Source organism: Nocardia sp. NPDC050406 (genome assembly GCF_044459025.1).
Classification (GTDB): domain Bacteria; phylum Actinomycetota; class Actinomycetes; order Mycobacteriales; family Mycobacteriaceae; genus Nocardia.
The window spans coordinates 2,335,788-2,349,783 of sequence record NZ_JBITIM010000001.1 but is presented as its reverse complement, the minus strand read 5'-3'; the positions used below and the strand labels follow the sequence as shown (position 1 = coordinate 2,349,783).

The following is a 13,996-nucleotide window of genomic DNA, read 5'->3' as shown; positions in this document are numbered from 1 at the left end:
CGTCGGAGAACAGCGAGGTCAGGTCCCGCTCACCGGACGCGCCACGACCCGGAGGAGAGGGTGCCTCCGGGCCGTCGACTATTCGGTTGTTGTTCAGTTGTGGGTCTGTCGGTTGCGGGCCTTTCAGTAGGCCGTGCCGCCGGTGGCGGGGGTGCGGCCGTGCTTCATCCAGATCGCGCCGAGCAGTGCGATGAGCGAAGTGCCCGCGATGAACCAGAAGGTGATCTCGTACCCGCGGTCGGCGAACAGCAGCGGAATGTCCTGGGTGACCGTGGGCGTGCCGGTCACCGTCACATCCGCCCGCACCGGATTGGCGTGCAGGAAGGCGGTCGCCACCGCCAAACCGATGGCCACACCCATGGCCTGCATGACGCCCAGCATGCCCGCGCTGACACCCTGCTGTTCGGCGGGCACCGCCTCGACGATGAGATTCGGTGTGGCCGCGTAGTAGATGCCGAACGCGACACCGAAGACCGCGCTGATCAGGGTGAGCGTCACCCAGCCGTGCCCGAGCGCCGCATAGGCCACGGCCGCGCCGACGAAGATGACCAGCGCCAGAATGAGCGGGGCTCGCGCGCCGGAGCGGCGAATCCACAATCCGGCGACGAGGCCGAAGATCATGGCGATGACCGCCTGGGCGAGCGCGATATGGGTCGCAAACTTCAGCAGGCTGAAGCCGTCACCGTAGCTGTAGCCCGGATTCATCTGCACGCCGACCATATTCGGCGGCAGCTGCGACAACACCGCCTCCTCGGGCACCACGACCGACCCGGGCGGCAGTTCGACACCCGGCGGCAGCTGCGCCTTGGCGGCGGCCTCCGCCTGGGCCTGGGCTTGCTGCATGGCTCCGGCCTTCACCTGATCCCAGGTGGCCGTTTCGATTTCGCTCACCACCGTCGCCTCCGGCGGCGACTGCGTCATGTACCCGACGGCGTAGGACTGGTAGCCGATCATGAACGAGGCCAACAGCGCGATGAACAGCACCACGCTCACCCGAGGGGTGAACAGCAGCTTCATATCCATGATCGGCTGCTTGACCCGCAGCTCCACCACGGGGAACAGCGCCAGCAGGGCCAGACCGCCGATGAGGTAGGCCAGCGAGGTCGGTTCGGTCCACCCCCAGTTCTGGCCGTTGTCCAGGTACACCAGGGTCAGCACCGCGCCCGCGCCCAGCAGTACTGCCCCGATCACGTCGAGGCGTTGCGGCACACGCAGTTTCGACTCCGGCACCACGACGATCACCAGCGGAATCATGACCACGGTGAAGACGAACAGGAACCAGAAGATGGCCCGCCAGCTGTTGTGCTCCACGATCCAGCCGCCGAGCAGCGGACCGGCCAGCGCCGAGACGCCCAGGCCGGTGGCGGCCACGCCGATGCCGACCGGAACCAGATGGCGCGGCATGAGATCGCGAATGAGACCGTAGGAGATCACCGCGGTCGCGATGGCGGTGGCCTGTAGGCCGCGACCGACCAGGAACAGCAGCCAATCGCTGGTGACCGCGCAGATGACGCAGCCGATCATGAACAGCACGCCGCAGACCAGGAACATCCGCTTCTTGCCGTAGATATCGCTGAGTTTGCCGATGAGCGGCGAACTGGCGGCGCCGATGACGCCGAAGATGATGATGGCCCAGTTGAGGTTCGCGCCCTGGGTCGGGAAGGTGGGCGCGATCTGCCGCAGCGCCGCCGACACCATGACGTACTGCATGGGCGCGACCTCGGTGAACAAGACGATCACCGCGAGGACGGAGAAAATGCGGAACTTCGATGCGCCGTCGAGACGGCCGGTGTCCTCATCGCCGACGTCGGGAGACGCCGTGGGTTCGACGGAGGTGGACATAACGCGTCCTCCAAAGGGGTAGTTACACGATGGCGTGAACCGTGTCATATCCCGAGACCGCCGAGAATAACCGAGTCCGGTCAGTGGGAATTGCTGGAATTCTGCTTCCCGGCACCTTTTCGGCGGCTACGCTTTCGCGCCAATTTGTCGAGGTCCGCGAGCAGATCCTGAGCGAATTCCCGCTCCGCCTCGTAATGGCGTACGCACCAGCGCAATACGGCGCTGGGATAGGCCCAATCCGGATTGACTTCCGCGCCGTCGGCGTCGGCCTGGGCGCGCCGCCGCATGGTCTCCGCGTAATCGATGTGCTGGGTGAGGATTTCGCGCATCCGGTCGGGCTCCGCCAGGTGGCCGAGCCAGGCCCGCAGCATCACACTGTGTTTCAGCACGGGCGGTTCCACCGGTGAATTGTTCACCCAGTGGGATGCGGCCTTGCGACCGGATTCGGTAATGGCGTACATGCGCTTTCCGCGCATACCGTCCTCGGAGACAACGGTGCGCGAGACCGCGTAGCCGTGTTTCTCGAGGCGTTTGAGTTCGGCGTAGATCTGACTGAAAGACGGGCTCCAATAGAAGAACTGGAGACTCCAGTCCGCCCATTTCTTCAGGTCGTAGCCGGACAATTCATCGGCGTGCGACAGCATTCCGAGGACGGCCCAGGCGGTGGTCGGCAGTTCGGGGCGGTCCCCGTCGGCGGGCGCGGCCTCCGGTTGCCCGGCCCGCGCGGAAGCGCCATCGGTCATCACTGAAATCTACCCCGGCTCGCGTCAGCGCCAGTGGGCGCGGCGCGGGAACAGGGTGCGACCGGCCTCGTGCGCCACCTCGAGCACCACCCGCGCGAGGCGGTCGAAGCTCATGGCATCGGCGCGGCCCGACAGCGAGATGGCGGCCGGAGCGGTGCCGCGTCCGCGCAATGGCGCTGCCACGCAGGCGATTCCGACGACGGCCTCCTCGCGGTCGATGGCGACGCCCTGGCGCAGCCGAATCTGCTGGAGTTCGCGGCTGAGCGCCTCCGCGTCGCAAATGGTGCGCGGGGTCAGCCGCGGCAGCCGCGCCCGCACCGCCGCCTCGGCGATATTGGGCTCCAGACAGGCGAGCATGGCCTTGCCGACACCCGTTGCGTGCGCGGGCATTCGGCCGCCCAGGCGGGTGGGCAGGCTGGCGGCGAACCGGCCACCGGCCTTGTCCAGGTACACCACATCGCGGCCGTCGAGCACCGCGAGGTGGCCGACCATGCCGGTGCGCTGGCTCAGTTCGTGCAGCAGCGGGCTGACGGCATCGCGAATCTCGTTGTGGTCGGCGGTGAGTCCGCCCAGTTCCAGGGCGCGCATACCGAGTCGGTAGCCGCCGGAGGTGTGCGCCAGCCAGCGCAGTTTGATCATCTGGTCGAGAATGCGGTGGACCGTCGAGCGCGGCAGTCCGGTGCGCTCCACCAGGCCGAGCAGGGTGAGGGTCGGGGTGGAGGCGTCGAAGGCGTCCAGGATGAGCGTCATGCGCTCGATCATCGAAACCGGGACGTCGCCGGTGGTGTTGCGGGAATCCTTGGCGCGCATGGGGTTTCGAGACTCCGCCGGGGAGAGCAGGGCGACGGACATGGGTACCTCCGTTGGTTCGGGTCCAGTCTAGGACTATGCCGATTAGGCATGTGCCTGTTTCGGACCGTGTGCTACCCATCACAGTGCCCTGGCGCACATACGGAGAAATCGGGAGAACTACGTATGTTCCACGGATTCGTGTCTCGCTGACCGAACCCGGATCTTGACGCTTCCCGCGCCCCACCTGCTGTTATGACTAGCAGCGATATTTCGGATCGAAATAGGAGGTGCCGTGGAACCGGCTCTCGACGAGGCTCGTGCGATCGACGCGGCGGCCTTCAAAGCCGTACTGGGACGCTTCTGCTCCGGGGTGACGGTGATTACCGCTCTTGACGACGGGGAGCCCGTCGGCTTCGCGTGCCAGTCCTTCGCGTCCCTGTCGCTCGAGCCGCCGCTGGTGAGCTTCTTCCCCGCGCGCACGTCCACGACCTGGCCGCGCATTCGGCGGGCGGGGCGCTTCTGCGTGAACATCCTGGCCGACCATCAGGACGAGCTCTGCCGCCAGCTCGGCCGACCCGGCGCGGACAAGTTCGCGGGGGTCGACTGGACGCCGTCGGACAATGGCTCACCGCTGCTCACCGGCGCGCTCGCCACCATCGACTGCGAGCTGCACGACGAGGTCGACGGCGGCGACCACACCATTGTCATCGCCCGGGTGACCGGCCTGAACGAACACTCCGAGGCGACGCCGCTGCTGTTCTACCGCGCGGGCTTCGGGCGGCTGGCCGAGCGGTAGCGCCGCCGTCTCGCACACCAGTAGCTACCTCCCGGCCAGTGGGACTCGGCTGTCGCCGCCCTCACACCGGCCGCAACCATCGACAACAACGCTTCTCCGAGAGGAATTCACATGACCACCATGGACAGTGAGGTGCGAGTGATCGACGCGGGCGCGCCGCCCACGCGGTTCGCGCGCGGCTGGCACTGCCTCGGTCTCGCCGACTCCTTCCGCGATGGAAAGCCGCACACCGTCACGGCTTTCGGCACCGAACTGGTGGTGTTCGCCGCCGCCGACGGCACGCTCAATGTGCTCAACGCCTACTGCCCGCACATGGGCGGCAATCTCGCCGACGGCACCGTCAAGGGTGACTCCCTGGCCTGCCCGTTCCACGACTGGCGCTGGAACGGCAAGGGCAAGTGCACCGGCATTCCCTACGCGCGGCGGGTGCCGCCGCTGGCGCGCACCAAGGCGTGGCCGACCATGGAGGAGAACCGGCAGCTGTTCGTCTGGAACGACCCGGAGAACAAGCGGCCGCCCGCAGAACTGGCGATTCCGCGTATCGAGGGCGCGTTCAGCGACGAGTGGACCGACTGGACCTGGAACTCCATGATCGTGGATGCCAACTGCCGCGAGGTCATCGACAATGTCGTCGACATGGCGCACTTCTTCTACGTGCACTACGGCTTCCCGACCTTCTTCAAGAACGTCTTCGAGGGCCACACAGCCAGCCAGTACATGACCTCCATCTCGCGCGAGGACATGATGGGCGAGACCGCGAAAGCCTTGGGCGGCAAGAACGTTCTGCACTCGGAGGCGTCCTACTACGGACCGTCCTACATGATCGACTACCTGCGCAGCGAGAGCGCCGGGCTGACGGTCGAGGGCTACCTCATCAACTGCCACTACCCGATCTCCGAGAACCGCTTCATGCTCATGTACGGCGCGATCGTCAAGAAGCCCACCGGGGTGCCCGCGGAGCAGGCGGTCGACATCGCCAACAAGTTCGCCAATGGCCTGGGCAAGGGCTTCGAACAGGACGCGAACATCTGGAAGCGCAAGTCGCGCATCAACAATCCGCTGCTGTGCGAGGAGGACGGGCCGGTCTACCAGCTGCGCCGGTGGTACGAGCAGTTCTACACCGACGCCGCGGACGTGACCGAGGAGATGACCGCCCGCTTCGAATTCGAGGTGGACACCACCCGCGCGGTCACCGCCTGGGAGGCCGAGGTCGCCGAGAATCTGGCCAAGGGCGCGACCGCGCCATTCTGAGAGCGATTGCCATGGAACAGGTTTCGTGCCGGTCCTGCGGGACGTGCGTGCTGGCGGAGAAGTTCAGCCCGCAGCACACCAGCGTGCAGTGGAATATCGCGGCCATGGCCGCCTGCCACGAACTGGCGGGGCGGGGGTCGCGCTCGCACACCTGCCACGCCCTGCGGGCCAGTATCGACGCCGCGGTCGAGGCGGGCGAACTGGATGTGAGCACGCGCGAGGTGGATGTCCGCACGCGCGGTCGCACGCTGGCCTAGCCGGGCGCGCCCGCGCCGCCGCGGCGCGCCAGCGACCAATTCCGCGTTTACGCGACTCGAAATAGACAGCACGGGAACGGAACTGAGGAAACGGATGGCAACGGTGACGGAGCTCGAGCCGCGGACGGCGGCGCGAGCGAGTGAGATCGCCAGCGTGCGCGTGGTGCGTGTGGTGCGCGAGACGCACGACGCGGTATCGCTCGAGCTCGCGCCCGACGCCGCGCACGCCGAACGATTCGGCTACCAGCCCGGGCAGTTCCTGACCCTGCGCATTCCCAGCGACCTGACCGGTTCGGTGAGTCGCTGCTATTCGCTGTCCAGCGCACCGCACGAGGGCGGGCCGCTCAAGGTGACCGTGAAGCGCACCCCCGAGGGCTACGGCTCGAACTGGTTGTGCGACAACGCCGCCGAGGGCATGGCCCTGGAGGTGCTGCCGCCCGCCGGGCTGTTCACCCCGAGCTCGCTCGACACCGACCTGTTGCTGTTCGGCGCGGGCAGCGGCATCACTCCCGTGCTGTCCATCCTGAAAGCCGTGCTGGCCGAGGGCACCGGCCGGATCACGCTGTTCTACGCCAATCGCGACGCCGAATCGGTGATCTTCGCCAGCGAACTCGCCGAACTCGCCGCCGCGCATCCGGATCGGCTGGTTGTATGGCACTGGCTCGAATCCGTGCAGGGCCTGCCGACCGTGGAACAGCTTGCCGCGGTGGCACATCCGTGGGCGGGCCGGGAGGTCTTCGTCTGCGGTCCCGGCCCGTTCATGGACGCGGTGGGCGCGGCCATGTCCGCGCTCGGCGCGGAGCGCGGCCGGGTGCACATGGAGAAATTCGTCTCCCTGGCCGGGAATCCGTTCGAGGACACCGAACAGCCCCTCGACCTCGAGGCCGCCGCAGCGGCCGGTGACAATGCCACCGCGCACGTCGAACTCGACGGCACCGAGCACGACATCACCTGGCCGCGCCAGCAGACCCTCCTCGATGTGCTGCTGGCCAAGGGACTCGACGCGCCGTACTCGTGCAAGGAGGGCGCGTGCAGCGCCTGCGTGTGCCGCGTGGTCTCCGGCGAAGTGTCCATGCGGCGCAACGAAGTTCTTGAGGACGAGGATCTGGCCGACGGCTATGTCCTCGCCTGCCAGGCCGTTCCGGTCACCGACGACGTCTCCGTCACCTATTCCTGATATCCGCGAGGAGTAACCATGCCCGCCTTCAGCTCACTCGGCTACGTCCGAGCCCAGATCGCCGATGCGAACGCCTGGCGCGAATTCGCCTTCGACACCATCGGTTTCGCCGAGGGCTCCGGACCGAACCCGGAATCGATCTACCTGCGCACCGACGAGCACACCTACCGCTTCGAACTGGTACCCGGTGACCGGGACGCGGTGCTCGCGGTCGGCTGGCAGGTCGCCGACGGCAGGTCGCTGGGGCTGGTGCGCGAAACCCTGGAGAAGGCCGGTGTCGCGGTGACGGCGCTGTCGCTCGCCGAGGCCGCCAACCGGCACGTCGAGGAGGCGATCAGCTTCACCGACCCGGCCGGTTTCACCATCGAGGTGTTCCACGGCCCGCTGCTCGACCACAGCCCCGTGCTCACCAAGTACGGTGCGCGGTTCGTCAACGGCGATCTCGGCCTCGGACACGTGGTGCTGCCGGTGCCCGATATCGAGGCGGCGCGCCGGTTCTACACGGAGGTCCTGGATTTCGCCTCCCGCGGCTCGTTCCGGGTGGGCCCGCCGGAGCATCCCATCTGGATCCGCTTCATGGGCGTGAACGCCCGCCACCACAGCCTCGCCCTCATTCCGGGCAGCCGCCCCGACGGCCCGGGCATCGTGCACGTCATGGTCGAGGTCGAGGCCCTCGACGATGTCGGCCGCGCGCTGGACCGCGTCACCAAGGCCGGATACCACCTGTCCTCCACCCTCGGCCGCCACACCAACGACAAGATGATCAGCTTCTACGTCCGTACGCCGGGCGGCTGGGATCTCGAATTCGGTTGCGAGGGCATGCTCGTCGGCCCCGACTACGTCGCGGAAGAGATGACCGCCGACAGCTACTGGGGCCACGAATGGGCCCGCGGCTGAGCCGCTGAGCCGCACCCACAACTGCATACGCGCAAAGGAGCGTCGAAAATTGAATCAGCCCACCGCGTCCGGACCCACCCGGTTCGGCTTCTTCATAGCGCCGTATCACCCGTTGAACGGCAACCCGACCCTGCAGATCCAGCGTGACCTGGAACTGGTGGAACTGGCCGACCGACTCGGCTACGCCGAAGCCTGGGTGGGAGAACATCATTCGGCCGGTATGGAGATCATCGCCGCCCCCGAGGTGTTCCTGGCCGCCGCCGCCCAGCGCACCACCCACATTCGGCTCGGCACCGGCGTGAACTCGCTGCCCTACCACCAGCCCATGATGCTGGCCGATCGGCTGTGCCTGGTCGACCATCTCACCAAGGGCCGCCTGATGATGGGCATCGGCCCGGGGCAATTGGCCTCCGACGCATCGATGATGGGTGTACCGCAGCCTCGCCAGCGCGACATGATGCACGAGTCCATGGACGTACTCGTGCAGTTGTTCCGCGGTGACGTGGTGACCGCCAAATCGGATTGGTTCGAACTCGACGAAGCGCGTCTGCAACTGCTGCCGTACCAGCAGAACGGCCTGGAAATGGCTGTGGCGTCCACGATCTCGCCCTCCGGCGCGGTGCTCGCCGGACGCCACGGCGCGGGCCTGCTCTCCCTGGCCGCCTCCGATCCCAGCGGCTACGAGGCGCTGCTGCCCAACTGGAAGGTCTACGAGCAGACCATGGCCGACAACGGCCACCGGGTGGACCGCGCCACCTGGCGGCTGGTCGCGCCCATGCACATCGCGGAGACCCGTGAGCAGGCGCGGCGCGAAGCCGAATGGGGCGTAGGGCATCTCGTGGACTACATCAAACGGCTCAGCGGCATGTCGGTACCGTGGGGCGATACCGCCGCCGAGGCCGTCGAACAGTGGACCGGCCCGGGCTTTCCCGCCTTCGGCCGCGCCACCATCGGCACCCCCGACGACGCCATCGCCGCCATCGAGGCGCTCACCGAACAGTCCGGCGGCTTCGGGACCTTCCTCGTGCTCGGACTCAATGTCGCCGACTGGGACGCCACCCAGCGCTCGGCGCGGCTCTTCGCCGAACACGTCATTCCGCACTTCACCCGGGCCAATCGCAATCGGGTGGCCTCGCTGGACTGGGCCAATGCCAACAGCGAACGGCTCATGTCCGGTATGCGCGCCGGGGTGGAGGCGGCCTTCGAACGGCACGGGCAGGCCCTGGCCGCCGCCATGCAGCCCGGTACGGAAGGGAGCTGATCATGCGCGCGGTAGTCATGCGCAATCGGAAGCTCGTCGTCGACGAGGTGCCCGAGCCCGTACCCGGGCCGGGGCAGGTGCTGGTGGAGACCATCGCCTGCGGCGTGTGCGGTTCGGACAAGCAGGCCCTCGACTACACCGACGAGTTCCTTCAGGCCTCACGCGACAGTGGGGTGCCGACCTTCCTGTTCGATCCGCACCGCGACCTGGTGATGGGCCACGAACTCGCGGCCCGCGTGATCGGCGCGGGGCCCGACACCCCGTTCGTCGAGGGGCAGAACGTGGTCGCGCTGCCCTGGGCCCTCGACACCGCCGGTGGCATCCACGGTGTCGGCTACTCCAACGACTTCCCGGGCGGCTACGGCGAGCGCATGGTGTTGCAGGCCATGGCCCTGGAACCCATTCCCGATCATGTGCCGCCGCATGTCGCCGCCATGACCGAACCGCTCGCGGTGGGCTTCGGCAATGTGGCCCGCACCGGCATCGGCCCGGAGGGTACGGGTGTCGTGATCGGTTGCGGCCCCGTCGGTTTGGGCGCGGTGGCGGCGCTGGTCGAACGCGGAGTCGCGCCGATCGTCGCCTCGGACCCGTCCAAGCTGCGCCGGGAGGCCGCGCTGCGGCTGGGCGCGCACCGGGTGGTGGACCCCTCGGCCGAGGAGCCGCTCGAGGTGTGGCGGGAGATGTCCTCGCCCGGCCAGCAATTGCACATGTGGGTGTGCGCCTCGGTGCCCGGACTGCTCAACGACCTCATGTACAAATGCCCGCGCGAAACCAAGATCCTGCAGATCGGCGCGGTCATGACCGATGACGTCATTCGGCCCATAGTCGGTATCTACAAGGACATCTCGTTGCAGATGTGCATGGTCTACCCGCACGAGGAGTACGCCAAGACGCTGCACCGCATTGCCGACGGCACGGTCGACGCGGCCTCGCTCATCACCGACGAGGTCGGCCTGGACGGGGTGGCGGGAGCCATCGAATCGCTGCGCGATCCGGACGATCACATCCAGATTCTGGTGCGCCCCGACCTGTGAGACACGACGGCGGTCGTTCGATGCACTGGTATCGAACGACCGCCGTCGCGGTGTTCACCGGGATGTGGTTCGGACAGCTACATCCTGATCGGTGAAGGTGACGCGCACGGTAACGGGAGTGGTCTCCAGTGCGGCGAACATGGTGCGGGCCAGTGGCGCCAGCGCCGGATGCGGGGCGAAGGTGCGCGCGCGGGCCACCACATCGTCGTCGGGCAGCAGTTCGGCGACGCCGGTGCGCCACCGGTCGCCCTGGCGCACGCGGATATTCGGATTGGCGCTGATATTGCGACCCCAGCCCGAGCGCAGCCCGTGCTGGCAGATCATCCACGCGCCCTCGTCGTCGAAGAGCACCGACACCGGAACCCGGCGCGGCGCACCGGATTTGCGGCCGATGGTCTCGATCTCGGCGGCGAGCGCGGTGCGCACGCCGATCCGATCCAGGGCACGGACCGTGGGATTCATGACATAGCGGCCCACCGCGCGCTCACGACGGAACTTGCGCGCCAACTTGTCGGCCTCGCTACGGGACGCGGGGGATCGCTTGGGGCGAAACGACTCCACCCCGTGGTGACGGATCATGTTCACGGCGGTACGCCACGGCGAGCGCCGCGGATCCGGGTCCGCGCCCGCCCCGATCAAATGCAATTGATCGGTGTGCCACTGCAAATCGAGTGCGCCGTCGAAAGCTTTGAGGTTCCCATTGGCGGCCAAACGCGGCGGCAGTCCCAGGGTGATGTGCGGCGGGCGCAGCGCCTCGGTGCGGCCGGTGAGCAGATCCCCGGCGGCCGTGGGGAATACGGCCGCGGGACGGCCCAGGCCCACCACATCGCAGGTGCCGGAGTCGACGGCCTCGGACATGGCCGCCCGCGATCGGAAACCACCCGTCACCGCGATCGGCGTGGTACCGGCGATACGGCGCACGGTCTCCGCGTAATCCAGGAAGTACGCCTCGCGCGCCTTCGTGCTCGCGCCGACCGTGCGCGGGCGGCCCATCATGGCGGGGGATTCGTAACTGCCGCCGCTGATCTCGATGAGGTCCACGGCCTCGGCGGCGAGCCGGGCGACCACCGCCTGCGACTCCTCTTCGGTGAACCCGCCGCGCTGGAAATCGGCGGAGTTCAACTTGATGCCCAGGGCGAAGCCGGGACTCACCTGCGCCCGAATGGATCTCACGACCTCGATGACGAATCGCGAGCGGCGCTCGGCGTCGCCACCCCAGGCGTCGGTGCGCTGGTTCGACAGCGGCGAGAGGAACTGCGAGACCAGGTAACCGTGCGCGCCGTGGATCTGCACGCCGTCGAATCCGGCGGCCTCGGCCACCCGCGCGGTCGTGCCGAAGCGCGCGATGATGTCGAGGATCTCCTCCTCGGTCAGCGCGCGCGGCGCGGGCAGGCCGGGGATGGTCAGCGCAATGGCCGAGGGCGCGACCGGCCGGTTCCGCGTCGCGAGCGGATTGGCCTGACGGCCGGGATGGTTGATCTGCACCCAGACCGGCGTGCCGCCGTCCTTGGCCGCCTTCGCCCACTTCGTCAGCGCGTCGAGGTGCCGCTCGTCCTCGATGGCCACATTGCCCGGCTCGCCGAGGTGGCGGCTGTCGACCATCACATTGCCGGTGACCACGAGCCCGAACCCGCCCGCGCCCCAGCGGCGGTAGAGCCGCTCCAGGCGCTCGTCCGGTGCGCGTTCGGGGGTGCCGAGGCCCTCACTCAGGGCGGATTTCATGATTCGATTGGGCAGTGCCTGGCCGCAGGCCAACGGCAGGGGATCGTGCAGGGTCGTCATCGCTGGGGCCCCCGTTTCCTCGGTCGGTGTTCGCGGTCCGGAGTAGACCGATCGGTGTAGTGTGACGGTAGTACACCGATTGGTATAGGACAACCCGTAGACTGGCCCGGCCGACGCCGAGAACAAGGGGGTGCGCTCATGGGAGCCAAGGACAAGCTCATCGACAGCGCCATCGACCTCATGCGTCGCTATGGCATCGCGGGCACGGGTATCGCGCAATTGCTCGACCACAGCGGCATCTCGCGCCGCTCGGTCTACCTGAACTTCCCGGGCGGCAAATCCGAACTCGTCGCCGAGGCCACCCGCGCGGCGGGGGAGGCCTCCAGCGCCCTCATTCGCACGCTCACCGCCGGTGCCGATCTGGCCTCCTGCATCGCCGCCTACCCGGCCATGTGGCGCGAGGCCATGGTCGCCAGCGACTACTCCGCGGGCTGCCCGATCGTCGCGGCCGCGCTCGGCCGCGCCGAATCCCCGGAGGCCGCCGATGTGGCGGGGGAGACCTTCACCGAGTGGGAGGACATTCTCGCCACCCGCCTGCTGGCCGAGGACGTCGCGCCCGAAACCGCCCGTTCGCTGGCCACCACGATCGTCGCCGCCGTCGAGGGCGCGGTCGTCATGTCGCTGGCCACCCGGTCCACCGGGCCGTTGGAGCGCACCGGAGAACAGCTGGCCGAATTGGTGTCCCAGTACACCGGAAAGTCCGCCGTCACCAGCTGATATCGGCGGAACACCGTGCGGTGCACGGAAATTGCGAATTCGGCGGGACGGTCGAGGATTCGCTGCGGTGCTGCTACTCTCTTCGAATTGTCGGATTCGGCATGAAATACCCTGCCGCGAGCGGGATCTCCGGGTGCGACACAAGCTGCGAGGAAGGGCGAGACCGAACGCTGTGAATCTATCCGTGGTCCTGCTGGTGCTGTCCTGGGTTCTCGCGCTCGCTCTCATAGGGGCGCTCGCGACCTACGCGATCCGGCAGCGCACCCGCGCCCGGATGCTCGACGAGGAGATCCACGCCCGAACCCAGGCCTGGGAACAGGCCCGGCTCGACGCCGAAGAGCAAGCGCGCCAAGACATCGCGCGCGCCGAGGCGGCGGTGCGGGCGGAACTGGAATCGGGTGCGCGCACCGCCACCGGCGCGGCCGTGCGCTCCTTCGGCACCTCGGTGGTGAGCCTCGGCGCGGATATCAGCCAGGTGGTCAGCACCGCGCTGCGCGAGCACCGCGGCGACGAGGTGTACGAGACCCTCACCCGCATCGACCATTCCGTGCAGCAGATGCTGCGCCAGGCGCAGTCCTACGTCATCGTCTCCGGCGGCCTGCCGGGTCGGCGCTGGCCGCAGCAGTCGCTCACCGACGTGGTCGGCGGCGCGGTCGGCCGTGTGCGTGACTTCACCCGGGTGCGCTACAACCAGCTCGACCGGGTGGTCATCAGCCGGGCCGTGGAGCCGCTGGTGCACACCGTCGCAACGCTTCTCGACAACGCCCTGCGCTATTCGCCGCCCAACTCGTATGTGGATGTCGGCTTCCAGGAAGGCCATCACGGCGTCACCGTCATCATCGACGACGCCGGTGTGCGGATGAACTCCGAGCAGATGGACGATGCGCGCGCGGTGCTCGCCGGTGAGAAGGCCATCGACATCCATCAGCTCGGACCGACACCGCGCGTGGGCTTTCCGAGTATCGCGGCCCTGGCCCGGCGCTACGGTTTCACCGTCTACGTGGACGGACCCAATGCCTACGGTGGTATGCGGGCCATGGTGTTCGTCCCGGAGTCGCTGTTCGTACCGCGCCATGTCGGATTCGACGGTCCGGCAACCGAAGTCGTCCCGCAGGTCGCGACCGCGCCGCAGCCGAAGCGGGAACCCGAACCCGAGCCCGTGCCCGCCACGACCGGCGAGAGCACCGAGGGCGGTCTGCCCAAACGCCGCCGCCGGGCCCCGGCGCTGGCGGCCGTAAGCTCCACGGGTGGGACCACCGGCGGCGCGAACACCGGCGGTAGCGCCGCCATCCGGCGCGTCCCGCGAAACGAGCAGCCCGACACCGGTTTCGCTCGCCCCGAGCTCGCGGCGGCCTGGCACAGCGGCTCGCAGAGCGGCCGCGCCGCCACGCGCTGACAGCACACCCTGGACACCGATAGCGCATGTTGACACCGAAGGGATGACGTC

At 68.0% G+C, this 13,996-nt stretch carries 13 protein-coding genes; 9 read left to right on the top strand and 4 right to left on the bottom strand.

What is annotated here, in order from left to right:
- Positions 1-123: 123 nt before the first annotated feature.
- From ACIBH2_RS11200 to ACIBH2_RS11190, 3 genes are all read right to left on the bottom strand, one after another.
- Positions 124-1,842: an MFS transporter gene (locus tag ACIBH2_RS11200; RefSeq protein ID WP_397115868.1), complete on the bottom strand. Its 1,719-nt coding sequence runs from the start codon at positions 1,840-1,842 to the stop codon at positions 124-126.
- Positions 1,843-1,922: 80 nt separating this feature from the next.
- On the bottom strand, positions 1,923-2,585 hold the full coding sequence (locus ACIBH2_RS11195) for a PadR family transcriptional regulator (RefSeq protein ID WP_397115866.1): 663 nt from the start codon (positions 2,583-2,585) through the stop codon (positions 1,923-1,925).
- A gap of 24 nt (positions 2,586-2,609) precedes the next feature.
- A complete protein-coding gene (locus ACIBH2_RS11190) occupies positions 2,610-3,437 on the bottom strand; it encodes an IclR family transcriptional regulator (protein WP_397115864.1) in 828 nt (275 codons plus the stop codon).
- A gap of 232 nt (positions 3,438-3,669) precedes the next feature.
- Between ACIBH2_RS11190 and ACIBH2_RS11185 the strand changes: the two genes are divergently transcribed.
- The 7 genes from ACIBH2_RS11185 to ACIBH2_RS11155 all read left to right on the top strand — a co-directional run bounded on the left by ACIBH2_RS11185 (position 3,670) and on the right by ACIBH2_RS11155 (position 10,050).
- Positions 3,670-4,173, top strand: coding sequence for a flavin reductase family protein (locus ACIBH2_RS11185; protein ID WP_397115862.1), 504 nt, complete (start codon positions 3,670-3,672; stop codon positions 4,171-4,173).
- A 111-nt stretch (positions 4,174-4,284) separates the two neighbouring features.
- Positions 4,285-5,424 carry a Rieske 2Fe-2S domain-containing protein gene (locus ACIBH2_RS11180; RefSeq protein ID WP_397115860.1) on the top strand — a complete coding sequence of 380 codons (1,140 nt, stop codon included), beginning with the start codon at positions 4,285-4,287 and terminating at the stop codon, positions 5,422-5,424.
- A gap of 11 nt (positions 5,425-5,435) precedes the next feature.
- Positions 5,436-5,681: a hypothetical protein gene (locus ACIBH2_RS11175; RefSeq protein WP_397115858.1), complete on the top strand. Its 246-nt coding sequence runs from the start codon at positions 5,436-5,438 to the stop codon at positions 5,679-5,681.
- Positions 5,682-5,775: 94 nt separating this feature from the next.
- Entirely contained in the window at positions 5,776-6,858 is a 1,083-nt protein-coding gene (locus ACIBH2_RS11170) for a 2Fe-2S iron-sulfur cluster-binding protein (protein WP_397115856.1), read from the top strand.
- A gap of 18 nt (positions 6,859-6,876) precedes the next feature.
- Positions 6,877-7,755, top strand: a complete 879-nt coding sequence (locus ACIBH2_RS11165) for a VOC family protein (RefSeq protein WP_397115854.1) — start codon at positions 6,877-6,879, stop codon at positions 7,753-7,755.
- 49 nt (positions 7,756-7,804) lie between these two features.
- The gene (locus tag ACIBH2_RS11160; RefSeq protein WP_397115852.1) at positions 7,805-9,016 is read left to right on the top strand and encodes an LLM class flavin-dependent oxidoreductase; all 1,212 of its coding nucleotides are present in this window, start codon (positions 7,805-7,807) and stop codon (positions 9,014-9,016) included.
- A gap of 2 nt (positions 9,017-9,018) precedes the next feature.
- Positions 9,019-10,050 (top strand): zinc-binding dehydrogenase, encoded by a 1,032-nt coding sequence (locus ACIBH2_RS11155; protein WP_397115850.1) that lies wholly within the window; start codon positions 9,019-9,021, stop codon positions 10,048-10,050.
- Positions 10,051-10,104: 54 nt separating this feature from the next.
- On the opposite strand, the gene ACIBH2_RS11150 is transcribed toward ACIBH2_RS11155, so the two are convergent.
- Positions 10,105-11,832: a nitroreductase family deazaflavin-dependent oxidoreductase gene (locus ACIBH2_RS11150; protein ID WP_397115848.1), complete on the bottom strand. Its 1,728-nt coding sequence runs from the start codon at positions 11,830-11,832 to the stop codon at positions 10,105-10,107.
- Positions 11,833-11,970: 138 nt separating this feature from the next.
- On the opposite strand from ACIBH2_RS11150, the gene ACIBH2_RS11145 reads away from it, so the two are divergent.
- Both ACIBH2_RS11145 and ACIBH2_RS11140 read left to right on the top strand, forming a co-directional pair.
- Entirely contained in the window at positions 11,971-12,549 is a 579-nt protein-coding gene (locus ACIBH2_RS11145; RefSeq protein ID WP_397115846.1) for a TetR/AcrR family transcriptional regulator, read from the top strand.
- A 172-nt stretch (positions 12,550-12,721) separates the two neighbouring features.
- Positions 12,722-13,945 (top strand): sensor histidine kinase, encoded by a 1,224-nt coding sequence (locus ACIBH2_RS11140; RefSeq protein ID WP_397115844.1) that lies wholly within the window; start codon positions 12,722-12,724, stop codon positions 13,943-13,945.
- Positions 13,946-13,996 lie beyond the last annotated feature (51 nt).

Excerpts from the sequence above, each read along its gene's own strand:
- ACIBH2_RS11190 (WP_397115864.1), bottom strand. The coding sequence starts at position 3,437 with ATGTCCGTCGCCCTGCTCTCCCCGGCGGAGTCTCGAAACCCCATGCGC.
- ACIBH2_RS11165 (WP_397115854.1), top strand. The coding sequence starts at position 6,877 with ATGCCCGCCTTCAGCTCACTCGGCTACGTCCGAGCCCAGATCGCCGAT.
- ACIBH2_RS11180 (WP_397115860.1), top strand. The coding sequence starts at position 4,285 with ATGACCACCATGGACAGTGAGGTGCGAGTGATCGACGCGGGCGCGCCG.
- ACIBH2_RS11175 (WP_397115858.1), top strand. The coding sequence starts at position 5,436 with ATGGAACAGGTTTCGTGCCGGTCCTGCGGGACGTGCGTGCTGGCGGAG.
- ACIBH2_RS11195 (WP_397115866.1), bottom strand. The coding sequence starts at position 2,585 with ATGACCGATGGCGCTTCCGCGCGGGCCGGGCAACCGGAGGCCGCGCCC.
- ACIBH2_RS11170 (WP_397115856.1), top strand. The coding sequence starts at position 5,776 with ATGGCAACGGTGACGGAGCTCGAGCCGCGGACGGCGGCGCGAGCGAGT.
- ACIBH2_RS11145 (WP_397115846.1), top strand. The coding sequence starts at position 11,971 with ATGGGAGCCAAGGACAAGCTCATCGACAGCGCCATCGACCTCATGCGT.
- ACIBH2_RS11150 (WP_397115848.1), bottom strand. The coding sequence starts at position 11,832 with ATGACGACCCTGCACGATCCCCTGCCGTTGGCCTGCGGCCAGGCACTG.
- ACIBH2_RS11155 (WP_397115850.1), top strand. The coding sequence starts at position 9,019 with ATGCGCGCGGTAGTCATGCGCAATCGGAAGCTCGTCGTCGACGAGGTG.
- ACIBH2_RS11200 (WP_397115868.1), bottom strand. The coding sequence starts at position 1,842 with ATGTCCACCTCCGTCGAACCCACGGCGTCTCCCGACGTCGGCGATGAG.